Annotated in this window: 12 protein-coding genes; 4 read left to right on the forward strand and 8 right to left on the reverse strand. The window is 38.3% G+C overall.

The annotated features are described in order from the left end of the window. Positions 1-25 precede the first annotated feature (25 nt). Positions 26-871 carry a helix-turn-helix domain-containing protein gene (locus R2S57_RS28410; protein ID WP_316848299.1) on the reverse strand — a complete coding sequence of 282 codons (846 nt, stop codon included), beginning with the start codon at positions 869-871 and terminating at the stop codon, positions 26-28. Between the two features lie 283 nt (positions 872-1,154). On the opposite strand from R2S57_RS28410, the gene R2S57_RS28415 reads away from it, so the two are divergent. The 4 genes from R2S57_RS28415 to R2S57_RS28430 all read left to right on the forward strand — a co-directional run bounded on the left by R2S57_RS28415 (position 1,155) and on the right by R2S57_RS28430 (position 14,156). Continuing rightward, positions 1,155-2,945 carry a hypothetical protein gene (locus tag R2S57_RS28415; RefSeq protein ID WP_316848300.1) on the forward strand — a complete coding sequence of 597 codons (1,791 nt, stop codon included), beginning with the start codon at positions 1,155-1,157 and terminating at the stop codon, positions 2,943-2,945. 68 nt (positions 2,946-3,013) lie between these two features. Next, complete coding sequence (locus tag R2S57_RS28420) at positions 3,014-4,687, forward strand: hypothetical protein (protein WP_316848301.1); 1,674 nt, start codon at positions 3,014-3,016, stop codon at positions 4,685-4,687. 18 nt (positions 4,688-4,705) lie between these two features. Next, a complete protein-coding gene (locus R2S57_RS28425) occupies positions 4,706-12,145 on the forward strand; it encodes a hypothetical protein (protein WP_316848302.1) in 7,440 nt (2,479 codons plus the stop codon). A gap of 1 nt (position 12,146) precedes the next feature. Then, on the forward strand, positions 12,147-14,156 hold the full coding sequence (locus R2S57_RS28430) for a hypothetical protein (protein ID WP_316848303.1): 2,010 nt from the start codon (positions 12,147-12,149) through the stop codon (positions 14,154-14,156). A gap of 91 nt (positions 14,157-14,247) precedes the next feature. On the opposite strand, the gene R2S57_RS28435 is transcribed toward R2S57_RS28430, so the two are convergent. The 7 genes from R2S57_RS28435 to R2S57_RS28465 all read right to left on the reverse strand — a co-directional run bounded on the left by R2S57_RS28435 (position 14,248) and on the right by R2S57_RS28465 (position 24,170). Next, positions 14,248-15,483 carry a carboxypeptidase-like regulatory domain-containing protein gene (locus tag R2S57_RS28435; protein WP_316848304.1) on the reverse strand — a complete coding sequence of 412 codons (1,236 nt, stop codon included), beginning with the start codon at positions 15,481-15,483 and terminating at the stop codon, positions 14,248-14,250. A 739-nt stretch (positions 15,484-16,222) separates the two neighbouring features. Next, positions 16,223-17,470: a carboxypeptidase-like regulatory domain-containing protein gene (locus R2S57_RS28440; RefSeq protein ID WP_316848305.1), complete on the reverse strand. Its 1,248-nt coding sequence runs from the start codon at positions 17,468-17,470 to the stop codon at positions 16,223-16,225. 207 nt (positions 17,471-17,677) lie between these two features. Continuing rightward, positions 17,678-18,436, reverse strand: a complete 759-nt coding sequence (locus R2S57_RS28445; protein ID WP_316848306.1) for an energy transducer TonB — start codon at positions 18,434-18,436, stop codon at positions 17,678-17,680. Positions 18,437-18,470: 34 nt separating this feature from the next. Next, positions 18,471-20,123, reverse strand: coding sequence for a DNA repair protein RecN (gene recN, locus R2S57_RS28450; RefSeq protein ID WP_316848307.1), 1,653 nt, complete (start codon positions 20,121-20,123; stop codon positions 18,471-18,473). A gap of 86 nt (positions 20,124-20,209) precedes the next feature. Next, entirely contained in the window at positions 20,210-21,541 is a 1,332-nt protein-coding gene (locus R2S57_RS28455) for an alpha/beta hydrolase (RefSeq protein WP_316848308.1), read from the reverse strand. 123 nt (positions 21,542-21,664) lie between these two features. After that, entirely contained in the window at positions 21,665-23,704 is a 2,040-nt protein-coding gene (locus tag R2S57_RS28460) for a M56 family metallopeptidase (RefSeq protein ID WP_316848309.1), read from the reverse strand. Between the two features lie 94 nt (positions 23,705-23,798). Further along, entirely contained in the window at positions 23,799-24,170 is a 372-nt protein-coding gene (locus R2S57_RS28465; protein ID WP_316848310.1) for a BlaI/MecI/CopY family transcriptional regulator, read from the reverse strand. Between the last annotated feature and the right edge of the window lie 347 nt (positions 24,171-24,517).

Genomic DNA, 24,517 nt, shown 5'->3' on the forward strand with positions numbered 1-24,517 from the left:
TTTTAAAGGATAGACTGTTAACAACCTAAAAGCTTATTAGATTGCTTGAAAGATTGTTCTGATTGCGATCGTAAGGGAACGATCGGAAATGATCTTCATCTTCGGCAATGCTTGGGATGGTACCCGAAAATTGCTTAAAATCACGAATGAGATGCATGTGGTCGAAATAGCCACATTGAAATGCGATTTTGTTCCAGGATAGGTTTGGGCATTGCTCTTTTAGTTTATAAGTATTCGAAAACCTGATTAAGCGTCCAAACATTCTTGGCGATACCCCAATTTTATAATTACAAAGCCTTTCAAACTGCCGTAAACTTAGGCAAGCAAGCGAAGCGGTTTGTTCTATCGTGAAATTACCTCCCGACCGGATAAAGGCATCAATTGCGCGATCGAATGGAGAGGCTGCTTCTAGCTTGTTTAACTTTTCTTTAAGAAACGATTGGATAATATGGTTTTGAATCTGAGGTGATGCGGCTTCGGCCAAACGTTCGGTTAAGGTATCGGTATAATTGCCCAAAAAGAATTTGGCATCATAACAGGTATTCAGGACCTCGTTTTGAGGGATGTTCTGCATCAGGCTATTCCATCCTATGGGTTTAAACTGTACGCAAACTGCCCGGTGTTTTTTCCCCAGGTTCATGATGGTAGAAAATAAGTGGAAGCTCGCAAGGATAGCATTTTCTCTTTTTACTAAAACTCCATTTTCGTAAGCACTGATTTTATCTTCCAGTATGAAACATAAACACGACCTGTAATCGGGAACGATGGTGATCTCTTTAATAAAATCTTCATTAAAATTTAGATCTACAACAATAATGTTTTCTACATATTGTTGCAAACTGGGCTCAGGCAAAAAATAGGTAAAACCCATACTATTTTGACCTTTTAAAATGAGAGGTGAAGTGATAACTCTTTTATTATATCCAAGTTAAACATTTTATCAGAATTTAATGGTATTGGCAGAAATAAAGGGCATTATTTAAGTTGTCGTGTTTGTACTATGTGGCAGCATTGATTCTGGGATAAATTTGATGGTATCATTCCAATTACAAACACCAGGCATGCCCTCTACCGATTATTTCGTTCCGTTCATCGATTAGGTTCCAAATTCTTGTGCCAGGGGCAATACCTTCAACTATCAAAAAAATATCCTTATGAAAAATCTTTACACATTTTTAATCATCAGCTGCATAGCTGTTCTATTCACTTCATGTTCAGAAACTGGCCTAGAAGGACCAGAGGGCCCAGCCGGACCACAAGGTGTTGCTGGCAATGCAGGTGCAGTAGGTGCTGCAGGTAAAGATGGCAGCATTATTTATAGCGGCACCGGAACACCTCCCGCAGTACTTGGGGTAAATGGTGATTATTATTTGAATAGGGCAACAGGAAATCTTTATGGACCAAAAATAGCTGCAGGTTGGGGTACACCGCTAACTTTAATGGGCATTGCAGGTGCAAATGGAACCAATGGTACAAACGGTTCGAATGGTACAAATGGAACCAATGGTAGCACTACTTTAAGTGGCAGTGGTATTCCATCTGCAACAGCAGGTATAACAGGTGATTACTATCTTGATAAAACCAATTATCAATTATATGGGCCAAAAACAGGTTCGGGCTGGGGTATTCCAATTTTACTGCGTGGCGCTGATGGTGCACAGGGGCCAACTGGTGCTGCGGGTAAGGATGGTAGCATTATTTATAGTGGCTCTGGTATTCCTGTAGCTACAATAGGAGCTAACGGAGATTATTACTTAGATAAAACGACCGGTAATTTATACGGACCAAAAACCGTTGGGGCTTGGGGTACACCAATTGTACTCAAAGGCACTAATGGCATCAATGGTACTAATGGCGCAAATGGTACAAATGGAACCAACGGGGCAAATGGTACGAACGGAGCTAATGGTACTAATGGTAGCACAACATTGAGTGGAAATGGCGCTCCTGTTTCGAATGCTGGTGTGGTGGGCGATTATTATTTAGATAAAACCAATTATTTATTATACGGCCCTAAAAATAATGCAGGTTGGGGTGTGCCTATACTTCTACGTGGTGCAGCGGGTGCGCAAGGGCCTACTGGTCCGGCGGGTGCGGATGGTACTGTAATTTATAGTGGTGAAACTGCTCCGGATGCTGGTTTGGGTAAAAATGGAGATTTCTATATTTCCAGACTTCCGGTTATGATTTATGGTCCTAAAACGGATTCTTTTGGTTGGGGTAGTGGTACAAATTTAAAAGGTGCTGATGGAACTAACGGTACAAATGGAACCAATGGTACTAGTGGTGCAAATGGCAATACAATTTTAAGTGGTGTTGGCGTACCTGCGAATACACTTGGCAATAACGGAGACTTTTATATCAATTTAACTAATTACACCATTTATGGCCCTAAAGCCAATGCAAGTTGGGGTGTTGGTACATCGTTAAAAGGTGCAGACGGGAGTGCCAATGTAATGTCGTTTGAAACCGCTGATAATGTAACGTTTAATTGGAAAGGTGAGAATGTTAATTCGAATGTGTTGCAAAAACAAGGTGCATTCGCAAATGATACCAGTACGGTTTTTACCGTTCCGGTACAAAATTTTAAAGGCTCAATAGTGGTATATGCACGCAGTTTTAAACCGGGTGGCAAGGACGATGAAAATACAAAATACGATTATGGATGGAAACAATTAAATTTTACAGACAATGTTAATGGTGTCGGTATTTTCATCTACAAAACGAGTTTTAGATTTGATGTAGCCAATACACAGGTAAGAATTTTCTATCAATACCCAGGTACTCACGCCGTAAGCGACAGGTATAAAATCGACAAAGTAAGAATCGTGCTTATTCCCCCTAGTTCAACTGGTGTAATCAGCACCATCGATAAAAATGCTCCCCTATTGCAAACCATGCAAAAACTGAACATAAAGGACAGCGATTTCATAAAACTAAAATGATGAAACTATTTTAACAGCAGGTGTTTGCTTGCTGCTAATTATTATTATTTCCATTAAAAACTTAATCGATGAAATGCTTAACCTTATTTTTGTTGCTATTTGCTTGCTGTTTTAAGGTTTTATCGCAAGATGTAGAACAGCTAGTTAAAGCCAAACCATTTACCATAAATGGAACAATGGGCCTTGGGCTTGGTACATATAGCGTAAATGGTATTCCGGCCAGGCAAAGAGATTTTTCTTATATTTTTAATGGCGCACCAACTTTATCCATTTATGGCGTATCGTTTCCATTTTCGGTTGTGGTTAGCGATCAGCAGCGAAGTTATACGCAACCCTTTAACCAGTATGGCATAAGTCCCACCTATAAATGGATTACTTTTCATGCCGGTTGGCAGAGCTTAGAATTTTCGCCTTTTACACTGGCCGGGCATAATTTTTTGGGCGGAGGCATTGAGCTTAACCCAGGCAAACTAAGATTTGGCTTTATTTACGGCCGGTTCAACAAAGCGATTGAAGAAGATTTGAACCAGCCGCTTGCTTTGGCGCAACAAGCTGCCTACAAAAGAACAGGTTACAGTACAAAACTAGGTTGGGGTACTGAGCGCAACCATGTTGATGTTATTTTTTTAAATGCCAAAGATCAAGTAAACTCTTTAAGTAATACCCCGATTTCTACAGCACTGAGTCCAGCCGAAAATATGGTGCTGGGCATTTCTTCGAAATTTAGTTTCCTAAAACATTTTGTTTTTGATATGGATGTTTCGGGCAGCATTTACACCCGAAATGTATTATCAGATACGGTTAAAAACCTAAAATTAGATAAAATAGGTTTTATAAAGGATTTGATTACCCTAAATGCTTCAACACAATTATTAACAGCAGCACAAACGAGTATCGGTTATCAAGCTGCCAATTATAATGTAAGACTCAAATACCGTAGGGTAGACCCTGATTATAAAAGTATGGGAGCTTATTATTTCGAAACGGATGTACAGAATTATACAGTGGAAGGTACACTGCGCTTAATTAAAGGACAATTACAGTTGGGGGGAAGTTTTGGCGTGCAGAACGACAACATTTTGCACGATAAGTCGGTTCGCTCCAACCGGAAAATCGGTGCGGCCAATGTTTCGTTCAATAAACCCGAATATGGGGTTGATCTGAGGTATACCAATTTTGGTATTACCCAGGATCGTGGACTAAACCCCATTATCGATATGTTCAGAGTGGCCCGTACCAATCATAATTTAAGTGCCATGTTGCACTACAATATTAATGATGAAAGTATTAGCCATGGTTTTGTGCTCGTGGGTAATTTACAATCGCTGGTAGATTTAAATGAAATAACAAAGCCCAATAGTAAATCGAACAGCAAAATGGCCAACTTATCGTATCAGTTCGGTTTGCCAAAAAAAGCTTTCGGTGTAAATGCCAATCTAAGTTATACGGTGGCAGAGGTAACTTTTGGCAAAACCATTTTTTATGGCCCAACTTTAGGGCTTAGTCAGGCGGTAGATAAAGGTAATTTAGGCTTAAATGCTTCGGTGAGTTATCAGTTGCAACGCAATAACGATATCGATGCCGGAAATATTTTCAACATCAATTTCAACAGCTCTTACCGTCTCGGTAAAAGAAATGCGGCCAATCTATCGCTTAATTATTTAAAGAGCAATTCGAAGGATGTTACGCTTCCCTCGTTTAACGAATTCAGGTCAAATCTTGGTTTAACACATTCCTTTTAAATTTTAACATCAATTGCCATGACTAAATTTTATCCAATCATATCGCGTTTTAAAGGAAGTGCAGCCCTGCATTTGATGGCCATTTTAATAATGCTTTCTGGAGCTTTGTTTGCGCAGGCGCCAGCCCAGGTAAATATTAATGTTACAGTTTCGCCACCTTACTCGCCTTTTTATGCAGATTATGCGGGTGCAAATGCAGCAAAGGTTTTGTTGATTGTGCAGAACCTGAGTTCAACACAGAAAAAAATTAAGTTAACGGGGCAGTTAACCGGCGATAATGGGATTAGGATTTCTACCAAGTCGACTTATATTCCATTACAGCCCATCATTTTAAATCCGAACGAAACCAAACAACTTAATGGTTTGGCTTTAAAAGATATTTTTGATTTAAATACACTAAATGTATATGGAATTGATAAGGTAAAATTGGTGCAAACCTCACGCCTGCCTGAAGGGAACTATTCTTTTTGTATACAAGCGGTAGATATGACCACCAATCAGGTTATTTCATCAAATGCACCATTGGGTTGTTCATCCATCAGCATCATTTATCCGGATGCGCCGGTACTAACTAATCCATCTGCTAATAGCTCAATTCCTGCACTTATAGGCCGATCTTTTGTTTGGCTAAATAATTTGCCGCAATTAATACCAGTGATGTATCAATTTCAAATTGCAGAGATGCCCGATGAAAGAAAAGATCCTAATCAGATTTTAAATGCAACTTCCCGGTTAAAAATTGATAGAACAATCGTTAATAGTACGAGCACAGTCTTATTGCCCACTGATCCGCCATTAACAGAGGGCAAACGTTACGCCTGGAGGGTAATTGCTTCAGACCCCAGTGGGAAAATCATTTTCAAAAACAATGGCATAAGCGGTGCCAACGAATTTAGGTATGGCGAGAAGCCGTATATCGCTTCAACATTTCAGCTGGGTATCCCAAAAGAAAACATGGGCGTGAAAAATCTGGATAGTTTGGCTTTTAACTGGACTTTTACCGATAATTCATCTAAAAACGACAAAATAGGTTTTTATGATGGGCCAGTTGCCATGAATAACAGTTTTAACACTTTGCAATATGGTGCAACTGCCTGGGGCAACAGTACAGCCAAATATCAACTTCATATTGTTCGGGTTAAAACAGCCGAAGAAGTAAAGGCCGAAAAAAGGGCCGGAATAGGGAATATCACGGGCAAATCGAATATGCCAAAAGATAATGGAATTACCATTGTTGTTAATACTGAAACGGTAGATTTTAAATCCACACCTGCTATGGCTGCCTACATCAAAGATGGCAATAATTATAGCTGGCAATTAAAACATGTAAAAACAGGAACACTTTCAGATATTAGAACCTTTACGGTTAAATATGTAAAGGAAATTCCGGGTTTTACAATGATGTTGGCCGGAAACCTGCAATATAATTTCAACGATACCTTTTTCTCGGGTATTTATAAAGCCAAGCAACAGAAAACAGATCCAAATGTAATCCTTACTGAGGTAGAAAAAGGACTGCCATTGGCCAACAAGAGTATTCAGGTATTAAAAGTTACCTTATTGGCGCCAACGTATAAGGTAACGAAACAAGTTAAGACCATAGAAAATGGAGTAGAAAAAATATACTCAGAACAGCAGGATAGCATTGCATCATTGAGCGATTTGGCCATTTACCCCAATGGTTTTCAAAAAATAGCGACAGCTACAGTTGTTGCAAGTGGCACAACAGATGTAATGGGGAATTTTAAAATAAGGGTTCCCATTCAGAAAAGCCAATACAAGGTTTTGGATGCCCATGTTAAAATTCCTGGCAGAAATACCGAGTATGCATTGGTTGAAGGTTTGGTGGTTCGGGTTAACGATACCCGGTTTTCAGACCCCAATTGGTATATGGTGCCCAATTCAGATCACACAGATGTATTGTTAGATCAAAATACGGTTGAAGCTTATTCCTATAAGTTAAATGCCAATTTATCGATAAGGCCAGGAAGGGCTTATCGCGGTAAACTTTACCTCTTACGCGATGAAAGCAAGTTGGTAAAAGGAGAGGTTGAAAACATGACGGGGGTAAAAAAAGACATTCCTATTTATAAAACGATAACAGCTGCCAGCGGCAAAATTGTGGTGATGCCAAATGGTACCACAAGTTACACCGTGGTTGGTGTGAATGATATTGATGTTTCGGCCTTTGCTACACAAAATGCATCAACTTTTATAGATGTAGCGGGAACCTCATTTCAAAACCTGGTTGCAGCAACAGACGGCAGCGACCAATATACCTTGTATTACGAACCAAGTAATGATATGGATGCTTTGTATTACAGTCCGCAAAAGGTGAGCAGTATAGGTGGCAAAAAAGTAACCTACGAAAGTACTGATTGGGCAAAAACAAATCTGGTAGAGAAAGCAACTTTTGCACCGAGGTTTATCTCCTTGCAAATTAAAGGCAGATATACTTACAATTGGAAAGAAGCCAATGGAAAAGCCAATCCTAAACTGTCATTGCCGGAGGGAACGATACTCAATTTGATGCAAGGTAATTTAGAACAGACAGGATTTGCATCAATCACTTCATCGCTTACCAAACAAAAAAGTATTGCCACAACAACGGTGAAAAAGAACGGGGAGTATACTTTTGATGTTGGCTTAACCGATTACAACCAGTTTAATGGCAATAAAACCCTGAGTTTAGTGGTTGTGGTAGAAAGCGATTACTATTTTTCTCAAGCCTATAATATCACTTATGATCAAAATGAAGATATTACTTTACCTGAGCTGAATGCAACAGTAAGACAGTTTTCATATATCTCAAAAATTGGCTATAAAAATGGCTCAAATTTAAACCTCAAAGCAGGCATGGAAGTTTATTTGTGTCGTAAATTGGGTGAAAAGGGAGATCCAGACCGACCTGCCAATATCGGTGATCCTGGACATGATGGTTATTTCAAAAAAATATGGGAACATAAAATATTGACCTTACAGGGAAATCAATTTGTAGAAAAAATAGAGAAGTATGAAATTATAGATAGAGCGACCTCAAGTGGTGCAGAAAGTCATATTGGTGAGTTTACTTTTAAACGGTTGGTTGTTCCGAAATCTGTAAATGAAAAATATTACATTTTCTCTGAGCCAATAAGTACAAGTCAGGAGAATTACATCACCAAAGATGCATTTGATCTTACCACAGCATTAAATTTTGATGGTGTGAAACAAATGGCATTTACCGATGGACAAAAAGTTTTGTTGATGGATTACAACACCGGTTTCGCCCATGTGCCTGTGGTACCATTGGCACCTTATATAGATGGAGCGGTGTACCCAAATTCGAATACCAGTACCAGTGTTTTATCTGGCGTACATGCAGAAATGTTTGATATGACTGGGGTAAGCGGAACAATTACGGAAACGCAGATGGCTGCCTTTTTAAGTAATCCAAAAATTACTCCTGAACAAGAAGATTATACCAAAACAAATGGCCGTTTTCTTTTCGAAGATGTAAATAAAAAAGCAAAAGATTGGAAACTGCTGCGTTTTACCAAACAAGGCTTCTTAACCACTTATGTAAAAGTGAATGATGGCAAAATTTTGCAAAATGGCGATAGAGGTAATCTAAAAAAAGTGTTTATGAACTTGCCTAAAGATATTGTTGCAACCATTGTTGATGATCTGGGGAACAAGGTAGCTGCCAGGATAATAGTTGGCGATGATTTTAGCTGGGCAGATTATACCCCCAATGGAGCTGCAACAATCCTAAAATCGCCCTATGGCAGTGTGAATTTTACCATAATACCAATTGATCGGGCACAGTACAAAACAACCGAAGTGGTTAAAACGGTGCTCAACAGTACCAATACCTTAACACTTGTTGTAAACAAAAACCAACACACCATTCTGGTGAAATGTTATAAAAAAGGCACAAAAATACTACTAGGAGCCAATGTAACAGTTCTAAATACCCCTAATTTCAAAGAATTTGCACCTGATAACTATATGGGCAAAGGCCCTATGAGTGTAATTACCATTCCATCTGGTGGTACACAGTTCGATTTGAGGGTGGTGCCTAAAGACATCAACTATACCATTGCAAAAACCCAGGTGTTATCTAACGGATTAGATATTGTAACGGTAGAAGTTTATGTAGAGCCCGCTGTAAGCATAAAAATAAAGGGATTAGAATTGATTTCTGCTGCGGGAGGATTTGATGCCAAAGCATTAGATGGCGATTTTAATGCTTATGTAGAGGGTTTTGATGATGACGAATACGTAACAAATAAATCTCAACAAATTGTGTATTCGGCGCCAAAAGGAAATGAAGTAATAGATATACCAAAGACCAATCAGGCACCCAAAACTATTCCACCTGCTAAAAAGGAAGAACCAGTTGAGGTGCCAAAACCAACTAAACCCAAAAAAATTATAAAGATAGGTGCAGTTAAAAAGGTGATATCAAAAGATCCAACAATAACCAACGAAGCGGTTTATTATGCTTCTGCACTACAAACTATACCCGAACAAAGCGGCATAAATTACCTCATTCAACCTGATGGAAGTTTACCCTTAACTCGATATAACAGTAGTGATGACCAAGGAGACGATGTTATCGATTTAAAAGATGATAAAGCGATAATCACATCAAATAATACTTTGCCTGCGCATGCTATTTTCTCCGAAACGATTGTAACCATCACCATTAGCAGGTTGCCTGCGAACAGAACTTTTACCATTATAGGTGCTAAAGCAGACTACATCGGCAGTAAACAACCAATAAACCCGAATGGGGTAAACAATAGCAAGGTTGATCTGATATTTAGGAAATCGCCGGATGTCAATGTAAACAGCATGTATGGTTTTCCCATGGAAATTACACAGCTTACCCAGCCAGGTGTAAGTGGCCAATACCTTATTTCGGGCAAGTTAAAATTAGCCGCCAATAGCCAAAACAGTAATATAAAAAGTAAAACATCGTCAGATAAACTCGAATTTTCTAATGTCCTTGTAAAGGTGAATAAAGCAGCTTCGGGACAGGCAAAAGACAACTACCTCACTCTAGTAAACGAAATGTATTTTGCTCAGAACAGTATCGATGCAAAATTATTTAATAGCTATGAAGTAAAGGTGATCAGTAAAAACGGTCTTTCATTACGGCCAATAACGCCCACAACAGCGAGCCTGGCCGGTAGTGTTGCGCTAGATCCGGTTTCGTTTTCGAAAGGAGTAAGCATATCAGGCGCTGAGGATGAAGGCAATGCAAATTACCTTTACCTTAACGAAAAGGGCAAACAATATTCTACGCTCTCAACTTTGCCACAAAATAAAAAGACCAGTGTATTTTATACTTTTTCTACGGCAAAATCAGATTTAACAGCCCCTGATTATTTTGTTTCTACGATAAGTGGTTATTTGCCAACATTTAAAGGAGCAGATAACATTACAGTTGCGCCAAACCAAAGTGTTTTATTTACCTCTGGGGGGATCTTATTTGATGGAACCTTATCCACAAATTTGGCTAATGCAGTAACCAAAAACATCAAAGCGCAAGGCACCTTCTATTTAAATAGTCAAGGCTTCTATTCTTATAGTCAGAAGGCCTTTTCGGTCAAACTCCGCAACTGGGATTTAAATGTAAGTAGCTGGGATTACGGAACAACCGGCCTGAGTACAAAGGGCATGCTGAATACTTTGGGCTTAAGTATTCCTTTTACCGGTTTAAGCATGAATTATGATAAAATTGGTTTTGGCACCTTTAGCGTGAATGAACTAAAATTGCTCAATAAATTTCCGGTAACCATTAATAGTAGTGGTGCAACGGTAAGTTTTGGTTTTGATAAAGGTTATGCTAAAGATGGTGGCGCATGGTCGGTATCCGTTCTGGCCAATGAGGCATCCGGATCTCTGGCCAGTTTAAAAGGATTGCCTGATTTGGGCGTTGCAGACGAGATCAAAATTAAAAACATCAATCTCTACGATACGAACAATGAAAACGATACCCGCTTAATTTTAACTGAAGAACAAGCGCCGGTAACACTTAACCGAATTGCCAAGTTTAAGCCAAACACGGTTTGGGGCTCGTCTTCGTTCATCACTTTTAGAGGCGGTTTGGATATGCAGATTCCAGGGTTTACAGGTTTGGATCAAGTTACTTATGATCTTACCTATCGGGTTGATCCAAGTGGTAAATTTGTACACAACCACGAAAATCCATTCCAAAATCTTGGGTTAGACAGTAAAGGTATGCAGGTAACGTTTTACAATACCGATCAAAGGTTTACCAACGGAGAACTTTACCTAAAGGGATATTTAAAAGATAAAGATCCTTCAGGTAGGTATAGGATTGAGGTAGAATTGCTCAAGAATAAAACTTTCCTGGGCGAAAATGTAACCAAGCTATCTGTCATCAACGGTGCCAAAATCTATATGGAAGAAGAGGATAGCGGAAAGACAGAGGCCAGTTATTTAAACAACGCCTATGGCAGTAGTAAAATCGTAAACAATCAATGGGAGTATTTCACCTTTGGTGGCGATATGACCGGGGCTAAGGGTGTAGATCCATCGCCAATGAACTTTACCATAAAGGGCGATGTGGTGGCCAATTCATCTCAATTGGGGGTTAATAATATGGATGCCGGAGGCGTTAAGGGTTTAAGCATTGTTTATGATTTTGGTAAACATGCTTTAATCGGTTCGGGCCATATTAAACAAGCAACAAGTTTCGCCGCATTAGATCTGGATGTAGAATTGAATCTGGGTGCCTCAACCTGGTATATTTTAAGCAGTGGCCTGGCTGATGTGAACTATACACCATTTAAAAGTATTGGTGTTGGTTTTATGGTGGGCAATGCAACATTGAACGAATCTCAAAAAAATATATTTTATAAACATTTTGGCGGAACCGATTTGCCAGAAAGTACAAAAGCCGCATTTAGCGAGGTTAAGGGTGTTCTGCTAATGCTTTCTGCGGAAATGCCAATTCCGATTTTGCCAACCTTTGATTTAGACCTCGGCCCGGTTGCACATTGTGAGTTTAAACATGGCATTTATGCATCGGCTTACTTTAAGGCCGATTTTAATAAAGACCCCTCATCGTTTGCCTTAACAGTAGGAGGTAGGGCAGGTGCTTTTGTTAAACTGGGTGCTGGTGCAAGTATCGGTTTAGCTTGTGCAGGTATAAGTTTAGGTGCCGATGCACACGCTGATTTAACGGGTTATGTAGAACCACTTAAAGGTAATTTCTCTGCTGAGGCTATGCTCACTTTTACGCTGCAGGGCAGTGCTTACGTTGGTGCAGGCGTTTGTAACAGCAGCTGCGAAACCCCTTGTGTAAGTGTAGGTCTGTTTGATGTGTGTAGTCCGATACCCTGCGTAAAAAAGGGATTTAGTAAAACACTCGTATTGGGTATAGGTGCAGGTATAGATAACAATGGTTTCCGTCTTTTAAGTCAATCAAAAACATATCAATAACATGAAAAAGATATTTTATACCAAACTTTCGATAATCAATTTATTGATGTTGTTTTTCATCGCCATTGCTTTGCAGGCCAGTGCACAAAAACAATCGAAGATTGCTTTTAACGGTTATAAGGGTAATTACATTTATAATCTGTTTAAACCTGCTTCAAAAGAACATCCAGATGGCGAGGTAGTTGGCTTTCGTTTGGATAGAAAAGAATTGAGCGCGGCCAACTGGCAAACGTTATATCAGTTCCAAACTCCAGGCAGTTATTATGAGTTGAAAAAAAATTATCAAACGGCTATAAACAATGTTTTCGAGTATAACCCGGCCACTAATTATACAGTTGAAGAGGTTTGGCCCATTTTTAAGCAGAATTTTAATTACGATTCGCTTTCCGTATACCTCACACAACAACACCTGGCCATTGCTTTTAATCTGTTGCTGGTTGATACAACTGCAAAAAATGATCTGGTTTATCAATACAGGGTGGTTCAACTGAACAGGGATGGTAAAGAAGGGCTAAAATATAGCTCTGGCCAGGTGTCTGCCAGTGATGTTTTTATAGCCAACAAACCCAAAAAAACAAACCGAAAAATTACAGGTGGTATTTTTAGAATGGAATGGAAAGCAAAGGCAAAAGGGGAACTACCAGAGGTTTTATTGGTGAAAAGAAGCAATGGCCTTAAAATGCCGTTTAACAGGATTTTAACTTCCTATGCAATAGAACAACGTGGTGATAGTGTAATTTATACGATGGAAGATGATAAAGTAAATAAAGACATGCTTTATCAATACACCATTACACCGGTTAACAGGTTTGGTGGTGGTGCGCAGGCCATTTCTGATACCTTGCAGGTGGCCGCTTTAGATGAACAGCTGATGGTGCCGAAAATATTTACGGCAAAGGCCGATTCGATAAATAACAACATCGTTTTAAACTGGAGTTTTATGAAAGCCGAATATGTAGGCCTTGTAAATATTTACCGTTCTACCGATTACGAAAATGATTATAAAATAATCACTTCAACCAATGGTTATAATTACGTGGATAACGATGTAATCGCCGGGCAACGCTATTACTACTATTTAGTGGTTACGGATCGACTTGGAAAAGTTACCGAAAAATCAATTAGGGTATACGGTTTGGTACATAAACTGCAGAAATCAGCAATTCCGGTGAATGTTAGTGTGAGTAGTGCAAACCAACAAAATGTGATTACCTGGTCGGATTATAATAACGATACCCGTGGTTTTTACATTTACCGAACTGGACAGATAGATGGGGAACTTAAGCCAATTTCGCCTATCATTTACAGCAGCAAAAGTGGGACGGTTTTTTCATACACAGATACCGCGAGTCATTTGACGGGTAAAATTGGTTATGCTGTGGTATCAGAAAATTTGAGCAATATCAGAAGCGATTTTTCGCGGATGGTTTATGTTGTCAATTCAACCCCACCAACAGCGCCAAGTCTGGTTGATTTTAGGATCCTGAAAGAGGGTGTTTATCTTTTTTGGCAGGATACGCAACAGCCAAAACAATCAATAGGATACAACATTTATAAAAAAGTGGGTGGGACTGATTATGTGAAAATAAACAGGGGGATTGTACAAGGATTAAATACTTCTTTTAAAGATATCTTCACTATTAACGACCTGGCGATCAGTTATAAAATAACAAGTGTAAATGCCGGGGGTTTAGAAAGTGTTTTTAGTAACGAGATTGAGGTAGTTGTTGATCAATCGGTATATGCACCAACTTCACTAAAATCGTTTGTAAACGAGGGTAAAATAGTTTTACAATGGCAACCCTCGCAAAGTTCGGTAGCCAAATACGAAATCTATCGTTACGTGAGAGATGCTTCACCAGTAAAAATAGCCGATGTAGAGGCAAAAGTTTTAACCTATGCCGATGCAAACTTTGTTAAAGAGAAAAACAATTATTATTTTATTAAAACGATAGGTGTAAATGGAAAAATCTCCATGCCCTCTTCCGAAACCTATGCAGGTAACCGTTAAAAAAGTTTAATAAATGCAGCAATCAGCACGGAACAATGTTATTAGAAAAACCTGCTGATTACCAATTTACGGTCTATATTTTAGACCATTTTTACTTTTTGGGCAGAGGTATATAATCCATTGGTACCATATCGGCCACTTTTTCGTAAGCCCAAAATCCTTCGTATAGGAGCGAGCGGGAATCGTAAATGCCACCATTCTCGTAAAAACGGACGCCTTCACCAGTTAAATTGGCTACAGAGATTTCATTTTCAGGTACATCTAACGGTCTGAAAATCCAAAAACCGGTATTGGAATAAGCCAGCGATTCTTTTTCTTTAGTGTATTGGATCAACAAAGCATCGGTATAACTCAGATATTTTAAATTCTGATTAAAATAGTGCACTAAAGTATCTGTAAGTACATCTGCCCTCGAAAATCTATCGATGGTTCTCGGCATTTCTTTCTGTTTCATCCAAAAGTTAAACAAGGCCGTGTCTATTTTTCCTTTAGTCTGTCTGATGCCTGTTTTTTCGGGTACAGCCTTAATCTTTTCTAAATTGGTATTAATTACATATTCCGGATAGCGGTTAGGGTTGGGCACTTTAATCATTTTATTGATGATAAATCCTTCTTCCTGCGTTTTGTTGGCATAAAGTGAACGGAAGAAATGTTGAGACGAACCATAATAAGCCACTTCTCTTGCCGCAATATATTTTTTCTTTTTTGCTGCGGAAGCTTTTAATTCCTCGAAAAACGGGTGACCAGAATAATAAATAATATGGGTGCGCGAATTGTACTCGAAACGATCGAGCATATATTTGAGTCGGTAGCCTAAAGCTTTATTTTCTACGATCAGAAATTCAGTGGTAGATACGGTTAAGGTGCTTTTCGTGATGTCGAAATCTACATTTAAAACCTGTGGATTTAGTATTTTGCACTGTGTAGCATTTGGCGTTTTGCCAATAAAAAAATCTTTAAACTGATTGATGTATTTCTGGCGGTTGGGATCGGCCCTAATAACAACTTCCTCCAGTTGGGCCACATTTTCTTTTAAAACCAGCTCTACCTGAACCGATTTATCGGAGATGATTACACTTTTGGAGTAGGGGAGGTAACCTACAATCTGAACGAGCAGATCATAACTTCCTGGTTTGAGGTTCGAAAGTTTAAACCTACCGTCATTGTCGGCCACGGTAGCAATTTTATAACCGCTTAAATAGATACTGGCGCCAGGTAATCCATCTTTTTGATCCCTAACTATACCACTAATCGAGAAGGTGTTTTGAGCAATGGCATTAGTACCCAAAATGATCAGCATGAGGGCTACTAAAAAGCTTTTAATCATGGAGACGAATGTAACCAAAAGGCTTAATATTTATCAAAAACGAAAAAGATTTTTAACAATTTTAACATTTGATGCAGGTCGTTATTTTGGATTTCGGGAAATCTGTCATCCTGAGCGCAGCTAAGGATCTTTCTAAGTGTACCCACAATTTCAACCATTTTAGCGTTTTAATTTATATAAAACAGTAGGGTTTATAATAATGCACATTCTTCATTATGACCACCTAAGACACCTAAGCGCATCTAAGTCTATTGATATCGATTGAAAGCACCCCCAACTAAGGTGACCTAAGTTGTCTAAGGTGGTAAAAACAATAAACGGAATCCTGTCGTCAATGGTAGCGCAGGATCTTTAATGCGATAATTTCTCCAAAAAAACTGATCAAATTAACAGTAAAGATAGTTTTCGATTTGGAAACGGAAGGTCTGTTTTCATGGCTACTTAGCCCCGCCATCGCTTGTAGTCCTCGTTACGTTGCACTTCACTGTGGGCTACCCGCTCTGTCGGGTTTATTTAACAAAGGTAAGTGCTGTGTGGCTCTAAAACCCTAATATTATTTATAGACCCTGCCAGCTAAACCCGACCGCAGTGAAAAACCCACAACCTGAGGTACGAGGGCGAGGATTTGTAACAAAGGGCGGGACTATTGAAACCAAAGAGCGCTGTATTTGCTTTTCAAAAAAATAGCAAGAAAACACTTGGCCTCCGCTGTCTGCAACAGTTTTCCTTTAGCTGGATTTTATTTTTTCCCCTCTAAATCAACAGGCGGTATGTAATCCATGGGCACACTATCAGCAACTTTTTCCCAGGCCCAATAACCAGAATAGAGCATAGAACGGGGATTATTAATACTGCCATTTTTATAAAAGAAAACTGTTGGTGATTGTAAAGTAATTAACGAAATCTGTTTTTTTTCCAGGTCTGGCGGTCTGCTCACAGACATCCTAACCCTGCTCAGATAAGTGCTGCTTTCTTTTTCTTTAGTATAAATTACGTAGAGCACATTCGTGAATTTTAACTTCTTGATATCCTGGTTATATTCATGAACCAGGGTATCGGTTAAGATTTCGGCCCTGTTCAACATATCGACGCGGTGACCTGAGCTTAACTTTTCTAATTTATCTTTTGAAATTGCCTTTCTCGGTGGACTGAAATTTTTTGGCCCGGGTAATGTTAAAACTGCTGAGGTAAAACCGCCTACCTGCGCCTGTACAATGCTATCGGCCAGGTATTCCTGTTCTTGATTTCTGATGAGCTTGTTGATGATAAAACCTTCTTCTTTCGAACGGTTGTTAAATAAAGCACTAAAAAAGTGTTGTGAAGAACCGTTGTACGCTTCTATTCTTTTTTTATCCCATTTTTCTTTTTTAGCTTCACTTCCTGGCAAATCTTCATAATGGGGAAAACCTTCGTAAAAAACAATTCCACTACTGTAATCGTATTGAAATTCTTTAACGAGGAATTTAATCTTGTAACCCAATGCCTGGTTTTCGATAATGAGGAAATCATCTGTAGTTGCATTTAACACCCGTTTCTCACTATCATAATCGAACCTGATCAAGTCTGAATTTAAGATTTTACATTTGTCGGCGTTGTCGGTTAAGCCTATAAAGTAGGTTTTGAAAGTACTGAGGTAGGCCATGCGATGGGGGTCGGGTTTAATGGTTACCTCAGCAAGTTGTGTGGTGCTTTCTGTAAGCACAATATCGGCACGTACATCTTTGTCTTCAATAATAATTGGTTTATCAATTGATTTGAAACCGATCAATTGCACCAGAATGGTGTAATTTCCGGGTTTAAGTTTTAGGCTGTATTTTCCTTGATTATCTGTGGCAGTAGCAAGCTTGTAATCGCTCACGTAAACGGCAACACCTGGCAAAGGCTCACCTCGTTTGTCTTTAACTACGCCTGAAAGGATATAATTTTGTTGAGCGGAGCAAAATTTACCAATGGTTAATAATGAAAGTAGGAGTATAAATGATTTCATTATTTAAATATAAAACTAATTATATAGTTTTGTGAATTTGCTGATGTAAAATTATTGGCGCTTTTCTTCGTGGTGTCGGATATTAAATCTGACACAAATCAATTTTATTTATACTTGCGGTTAATTTCGGCTTCCGAATTTTTGTTTATTATAAATACATCACCGCCAGATGGTAACATCTGGCAGCACATCTATTCAATAATAAAATCAATCAACCAGTTTGAAAGGGATCTCAAGAACAAAACTTTGCTCAACAGTAAGGCCACTTACAGCAGGATTCCATCGTTTTGAACTTTTAATTACCCTGATTACCTCTTCTGCACAACCATAGCCTATATCCTGAAGCGTGATGAAATCTTTATAGTTTCCTTTTCCATCAATCATAAACTTGATGATTATCATGCCCTCCATATTTTTTAATATTGCTTTTTGAGGATATATGATGTTTTTTTTAACGAACTCATAAAATTTTTTCACGCCACCTGGATATTCTGCCGACTTGGTGTGGCCAAATGGATGAAAATCGTAAATAATGGTAGTGTCCTTTATTTTGACAATCAATTTTTCTTTTGAAGAAATTCTTTTTGCCGTAATATTAAAAGCTGCGGGATCCTTATTTAAATCATTCGGATGAAATGGTACCATTGTTAGCAATAAAAACCTGCTTCCATTTATTGGTTTTTCAATCGCCGTGGTGGCAGTCCTAACCCTAATCCAATCTGTAGGTTTTATACCATCTAGTTTAAACAAACCATTTCGGTCCGTTATTGTCCTGATGTAATTAAAATCTTTATCAAAAGTTTCTGATAATACCGACGCATTTTTTACAGGGCTTCCTTTTTCATCAATAACTTTTCCATAAATATTGATGGTATCTACACTAAAAATTATACTATCCCGGCCTTTTTGTGCTTTTACGCTAAATGTAATGATGAGCAATAGATGAAGTAAAATATATTTCTTCATCTATTGAAGATGCTGTAGGGCTCAATTTCCATAATTATCCTAGCAATTCTTTAGCATTTTCGATTGCCGATGCCCCTGGGTTTTTACCACTTAACATCTCGGCAATTATACCAATTCGTTCCTCTTGTTTAAGTTTGCGGATTCCTGTGGTAGTTTTTCCTTTTTCCTCGTTTTTATGGACGAAATAGTGTGAGGTCCCTTTGGCTGCAATCTGTGGCAAGTGTGTAATCGATATTACCTGCATATTCTGGCCTAAATCGGAAATAACTTCGCCCACTTTTAAGGCGGTTTCGCCAGAAATTCCGGTATCAATTTCATCGAAAATAATGGTAGGTAAAGAGGTGTGTTTGGCGAGCAGTGCTTTTATAGCCAACATCAATCGCGATAACTCACCACCTGAGGCCACTTTATTTACCGGGGCAGGCGCCTGACCAGCATTTGCAGTAAACAACAGGTTAATTTCATCTAAACCATCTTTATTTAACTCAGTTAAAGTTTTTTGCTCTAATACTAACTTCGCATTCAGCATACCTACTTTTTTAAGCGTAATACTGGTTGATTCTTCTACAACTTTAATGGCTTTTTTGCGATTGGCACTCAATTGACCGGCCTGTTTATGCAATTCTATCTTAAGCTGATCAATTTCTTTCTGTAGTTTTTCGATATGCTCATCAGAAGACAACAGTTTGGTTAAATTATCTTCCAGCTGTTTTTGAAAAGCCAGCAATTCGGTATTATTAGCAAGTCTGTGTTTCTGCTGTAATGTATAAAACAGATCTAATCGCTGGTTTACAATTTCCAGGCGATCGGCACTGTGAATGGTGTTTCCTTCTATGGTAGAAACCTCATCGGTAATATCTTTTATCTCAATAATTGAGGAGCGCAAACGTTCGTACAGTACATTAATTTCCGGATCGAACTTTTCTATACTTTGCAATTGTAATGAGGCTTCTTTTAAAATCTGTAGGGCAGATGGTTCACTTTCGTTAATTAAACCCGAAGCGGTAAGTAAGGCTCTTTTGATGGTTTCGGCATGGGTAAGGCGTTCTAATTCCTGCTCAAGATCTTCCTGTTCGCCTTCCTGTAATTTTGCCTGCTCCAGTTCGTTAAACAAAAACTGTTCATAATCCTGCTTATTTCTGGCTTCGTCGGCCTCAGCAACTAGTTTTTTTAACAGGCTGCTGTCTTGCTTAAGTTTTTTAAATCCGCTGCGGTAATTCAGTAGCAATGGTTGATGGTTGGCCAGAGCATCCACAATCAGCAATTGAAAATCTGCATCGTTAATTTCTTGTGTAGCATGCTGGGAGTGAATATCGATCAGCTTTTCGCCAACCTGCTTTAGGATGGATAAATTAACAGGGGTATCGTTAATAAACGATCTGGTTTTACCATCTATAGATATTTCTCTCCGTAAAAGGCTCTCTTTCGAAAAATCCAGGTCATTTTCTTCAAAAAGTTCTTTTAAGTTTTCATCGGCTAATGTAAAGCTTCCTTCGATAACACATTTTTTATCCTGGTTAAAGAAGTATTTGCTTTCTGCCCGCTGACCTAAAATTAGCGACAAAGCACCAAGTATGATCGATTTACCAGCGCCAGTTTCACCTGTGATAATATTTAAGCCTTTATCAAATTCGATATCAAGACTATCAATTAATGCGTAATTACGTATAGAAAGTTTTTGTAGCATGCTAAGCAAAAATATTAAAATTTATTCAACAGGACAGTACAAAAGAAAAACAGAAGCGAATATTCTTTGTGTTAAAAAAGAAGTTTTTATGGATGTTTTACATCAGCCTCATTTAAAAAATCAAGAACAGTTTGGTTAAAAAGACTGGCATTTTCATTTGGAATCATATGCGTCTCCCTTTTGAAAATGATTAATTCAGATTGGGGGATATTGCTTGCGATCAGTTTGGTATGTTCAGCCTTAATCACATCTTTTTCTCCCGCCAATACCAATGTTTTCGAATTAACTTTATGAAGATCTTCAACTTTGATATTCGGTTCTGTGGAGAGCATTAAAAGTAATCTGGCCATTTGCATTGATTCTGCATCCTCTTTTAGTTGGAGCATCTTGAAATCTTTTTTTAACTGGTTTAGCATACTTTTTTCAACGGCGTTTTCAGTTGGATTTAAATTTGCACCCATTACAATCAGCTTTCCCACATATTCAGGATATTTAATGGCCATAATTAAAGCGGTATTTCCTCCGTCACTCCAGCCCAATATGTTTACTTTTTTAAGGTGTAGTGAATCTAAAAGCACTTTCATGTCAGCTGCAAAAATATCGTAACTTAATTTATTGCTTTTATTGTCGATACTCTTTCCTTGTGCACGGCTATCAACTGCAATAACCTGGTAATGTTTTGCAAGTGTGGGAATCTGCTTGGTGAAATCTACAATAGACTGGCCATTTCCATGAAGCAACAATAAAGGCTCACCTGTTCCGTATATTTCATAATAAATTTTTATCCCATTAACATTGCAATATTTCCCAGTTCGCCTATTGCTGCCGTAATTGGTTTTCCAGATGATTGCTGCCTTTGTTGATTTAATTAGCAGTGCCTTTCCTTTAACAGCATCGGTTCTAGGCTGTAAACTTATGGTTGTGCCATCAGGTATTTTAGCACTGGTTAAAAAACCTTTTAGTGGATTTTTATCATGTTTTTCAAAGTCTGCGTTTTTAATTGGAACTTCTTTCCAGTTACCATCTTCAGTTTTTACTTCGAATTTTAAGTTATCTGCGAAGAAATTCCCGTTTCCTTCAAATGTTGCATATAACCACATCTCTTTGGCTTTTAAATTTATTTTGTTGCTAACATTTATTTGATGCCACAGGGTATCTTTAACCGAATCTTTTGTTGCGTTCGCATCCAGCATCTTATCTTTATTAATAACCTGGCGGGTTTGAATAACAATTTTTTTGAGTGAATCTGTTTCAGTCGATTTCAGCTCTAACGAGTATCTATAGTCTTTACCAGCAAATTTTTCAATGTTTATGATGGTCCCAAAATAAAATGTGTTGGATGTAACTTTAATTTGAGCAATCGCAGAAAAATTTAAAATGATTAGAATTAAGAGAATATTGAACTTGATAGCGCGCATTATTGATCGTGTTTAGATCTGCTAAGGTACAATTTTGCGTCATTTCAGAGACTGTTAGACAAAAACAGCGGAGAATAATCTCCGCTGTTAATGATCTGTTTGGTTTTATATGTGTTTTTTACTTTATCTAATTGCGGATTGGATGGCAATAGCGATATCATTCGTTTGGACAAAACTTTTTAATGCCAATTGATCTGCAACTTTAAAATCCTCTTTTTTATAAGTTACCATCGCATTCTCAATCTTTAAAACTTTAGCCGGGTTTGAAAAGTCTTTATTGTTGTAAAGTATTACTGCTGGACTAATTTGCGAGCTTTTATTACCGCCTTCAATTTTTTCCTTTTTTTCTTTTTTCTCCATTTTCTCTTTCAGCTCCTTCACTTCGCTGTCGAATTTTTCTTTCAGCTTTTTATATTCCTCAGTCTGTCGTACTTTGCTGTTGGTATTATTGTTTTCGTTATAAAAGAACACTGCTCCATCCGGACCGGTAAGCATGTTTCTGTTTCCTTTAAATAGCGAATCTGAATTTAATCTTCTCAATCCTGATAATCTTGCCAAATCTCCAGATTTTAACGCTTGCATCCTGATGTTATCGAGCTGCGCCCTAAATTCCGGTGTATTCATTTTGGCCGACATTTCTTCACCCATCTTTCTCCATTTTGCTTGTGCTTCTGGGGTGTTAAACTCTTTCGCCATATCTTCGCCAATTTTTTTCCATTTTGCCTGTGCTTCTGGTGAATTATATTGTTTGGCTATGTCTTCGCCAAATTTTTTCCACTTGGCCTGCGCTTCTGGCGAGTTATATTGTTTGGCCATATCTTCGCCGAATTTTTTCCATTTCGCCTGTGCTTCTGGTGAATTATACTCTTTGAAAATTTTGCCGCGCAATAACGAATCGTTAAACCTGAATTTGAATGAGCTGTCGGCATGGATGCGGTAGATGCTTTTATTAGCAAAAAGTTCGTCTGTATAGAAATCTTTCCTCAAGCTATCTGGCATTTCTTTTACAGAGTTATATTCTGTTTTCTTGCCGTTTGCATCAATCGTAACGATTTTGATTTTACGTTTTTTTGTGGTATCAGTACAAATCAGGTGGCTTATATTTCCGTTCGAAACCTGTAGGCTTAAGATTTCCTGTTTATGCTGTTTTTTGATTTCTTTTTTCTTTTCGGTTGGATTGATCCATGCTATAGAAAACAGGCAAGCTACACCCAGTGTTAAGGCTGCCATTTGTTGTTTGGCGTTTAAATAATTTGTTTTCATATTGGTTATTCTTTTAATGCGTTGATATAAATTTTGGGTCTTACCTGTTGCTGCCAGTGCATAAGCCGGACTGTTTTTATCTTTCAATAATTCGAGTTTGAGTAGGGCATGGGCATAATTCAAAGGTTTTCCGGTTACTTTCAATACCAGATCGTCGCAGGCATGTTCGCGTTCGATGTGTATAAACCTGCCGGCCATCCAAACAAATGGATTGTAGAACAATAAGGTTTCTATGGCAGTTTTAATGAGGTTTAATAGAAAATCGTTTCTTCTGATGTGCGATAGTTCATGGATTAAAATGGCTTCAACCTGGTCGTTGTCCAATTGATTTACCAAAGCCAACGGAAACAATACCACAGGTTTTAAATAACCGATAACCAAAGGCACATTCACAATAGAAGAAATGTGGAACTGAATGGTCTTTTTGATTTTAAGATGTGCAGTTACCTGCTCAAAAATCGTTTTCCAGCTATCTGGAATAACACTTAAACTATCTTTTTTCAGTTTTGAAAGCTGACCATAACCTTTAACAATCACAAATAACTGTAGCAGTATGCCAATGATGTAAAACGCCACAACAATAGGGAAGTATTGTTCTGCTTTGCTGCTAAAGCTTGGTGGAAGGTTGTTGAAATATTGATATACCTGTATATTCTGTGGGTTGATGGCAGGAGCCTGATTATTTAAGGTCAGTGTTAACTGATGGATAAAGTTGTATCCAAAACCGACAAACATTAAAGTAATTGCACCAAAAGCCAGGTTGTGCTTATATTTTGCGGCCATTTTCGGGATGCTTAGCATGACAATAAATAGTATGCCGTAAATAACAGCACTTTGCCAAAGGGAGTTTAAAATGCTCCAGCCAAATGCTTTGATGAATTGTTGTAATAAAGTTTCCATAACGGTGGTTTTAATTTTTTTACCGGGATAACCCGAAATTTTAATTTTTTTATTAGGGATCTAAACCCTACACCTTTCAACCCTCCACTGTACCTTACTTCAGGCTATCTAAATATCTTTTGATTTCATCAATCTCGTCTGCACTTGCGCTATGGTTACCCAAAGCCTGCATTACCAATCTCGCCGCCGATCCATTAAATACATTATCGATCATTTTGTTTACCAATTGTTTTTCAGTTTTATCCTGACTAACCAATGCCTTATAGATATGCGTTTTTTGGTTGGTATCTCTTTCTACCATTCCTTTCTCATGCAAAATCTGCATCAGTTTTAGCGTAGTGGTATAACCAGAATCCTTTTTATTCAATGCCTCATGAACTTCTCTTACCGTTGCGTTCCCCTTTTGCCAAAGCACCTGGAGGATTTCCATTTCTCCTTCTGTTGGTTTGATATTATGATTATTCATATGTTACAAGTTGTACGAATTATTTCGTATTCAAATGTACGAAGATATTCGTAAGATCAAAATATTTTAACATATTTTTAACTTTATTGGTTAATTGTTTAAACTGGTTAAGTGGTTAACTGCGCATCAATTTAACAAGACCGATTTTGGAGATAAGACGCAATAATGTAAAAAGTGTTGCATGCCTGTTAGGCTTTGGCAAGGAAAAGCCGCCTATGAAAAACTGACTTAGATGTTTAAACCTGATTGACCTGGGTACCGGCCTGTGTGTAAAGCCTGCAGGCGACCACCTGAACGAACGGGCAGGTATGAACAAAAAGCAGGACTAGCTTTAATTGAAATGCTCC

Origin of the sequence: Pedobacter psychrodurus, assembly GCF_032678585.1 — a bacterium.
Classification (GTDB): Bacteria; Bacteroidota; Bacteroidia; order Sphingobacteriales; family Sphingobacteriaceae; genus Pedobacter; species Pedobacter psychrodurus_A.

Bases quoted from the DNA above. Each gene is read 5' to 3' on its own strand.
- R2S57_RS28435 (WP_316848304.1), bottom strand. From the start codon at position 15,483: ATGATTAAAAGCTTTTTAGTAGCCCTCATGCTGATCATTTTGGGTACT.
- R2S57_RS28430 (WP_316848303.1), top strand. From the start codon at position 12,147: ATGAAAAAGATATTTTATACCAAACTTTCGATAATCAATTTATTGATG.
- R2S57_RS28455 (WP_316848308.1), bottom strand. From the start codon at position 21,541: ATGCGCGCTATCAAGTTCAATATTCTCTTAATTCTAATCATTTTAAAT.
- R2S57_RS28440 (WP_316848305.1), bottom strand. From the start codon at position 17,470: ATGAAATCATTTATACTCCTACTTTCATTATTAACCATTGGTAAATTT.
- R2S57_RS28445 (WP_316848306.1), bottom strand. From the start codon at position 18,436: ATGAAGAAATATATTTTACTTCATCTATTGCTCATCATTACATTTAGC.
- R2S57_RS28420 (WP_316848301.1), top strand. From the start codon at position 3,014: ATGAAATGCTTAACCTTATTTTTGTTGCTATTTGCTTGCTGTTTTAAG.
- R2S57_RS28415 (WP_316848300.1), top strand. From the start codon at position 1,155: ATGAAAAATCTTTACACATTTTTAATCATCAGCTGCATAGCTGTTCTA.
- R2S57_RS28460 (WP_316848309.1), bottom strand. From the start codon at position 23,704: ATGGAAACTTTATTACAACAATTCATCAAAGCATTTGGCTGGAGCATT.
- recN (WP_316848307.1), bottom strand. From the start codon at position 20,123: ATGCTACAAAAACTTTCTATACGTAATTACGCATTAATTGATAGTCTT.
- R2S57_RS28465 (WP_316848310.1), bottom strand. From the start codon at position 24,170: ATGAATAATCATAATATCAAACCAACAGAAGGAGAAATGGAAATCCTC.
- R2S57_RS28410 (WP_316848299.1), bottom strand. From the start codon at position 871: ATGGGTTTTACCTATTTTTTGCCTGAGCCCAGTTTGCAACAATATGTA.
- R2S57_RS28425 (WP_316848302.1), top strand. From the start codon at position 4,706: ATGACTAAATTTTATCCAATCATATCGCGTTTTAAAGGAAGTGCAGCC.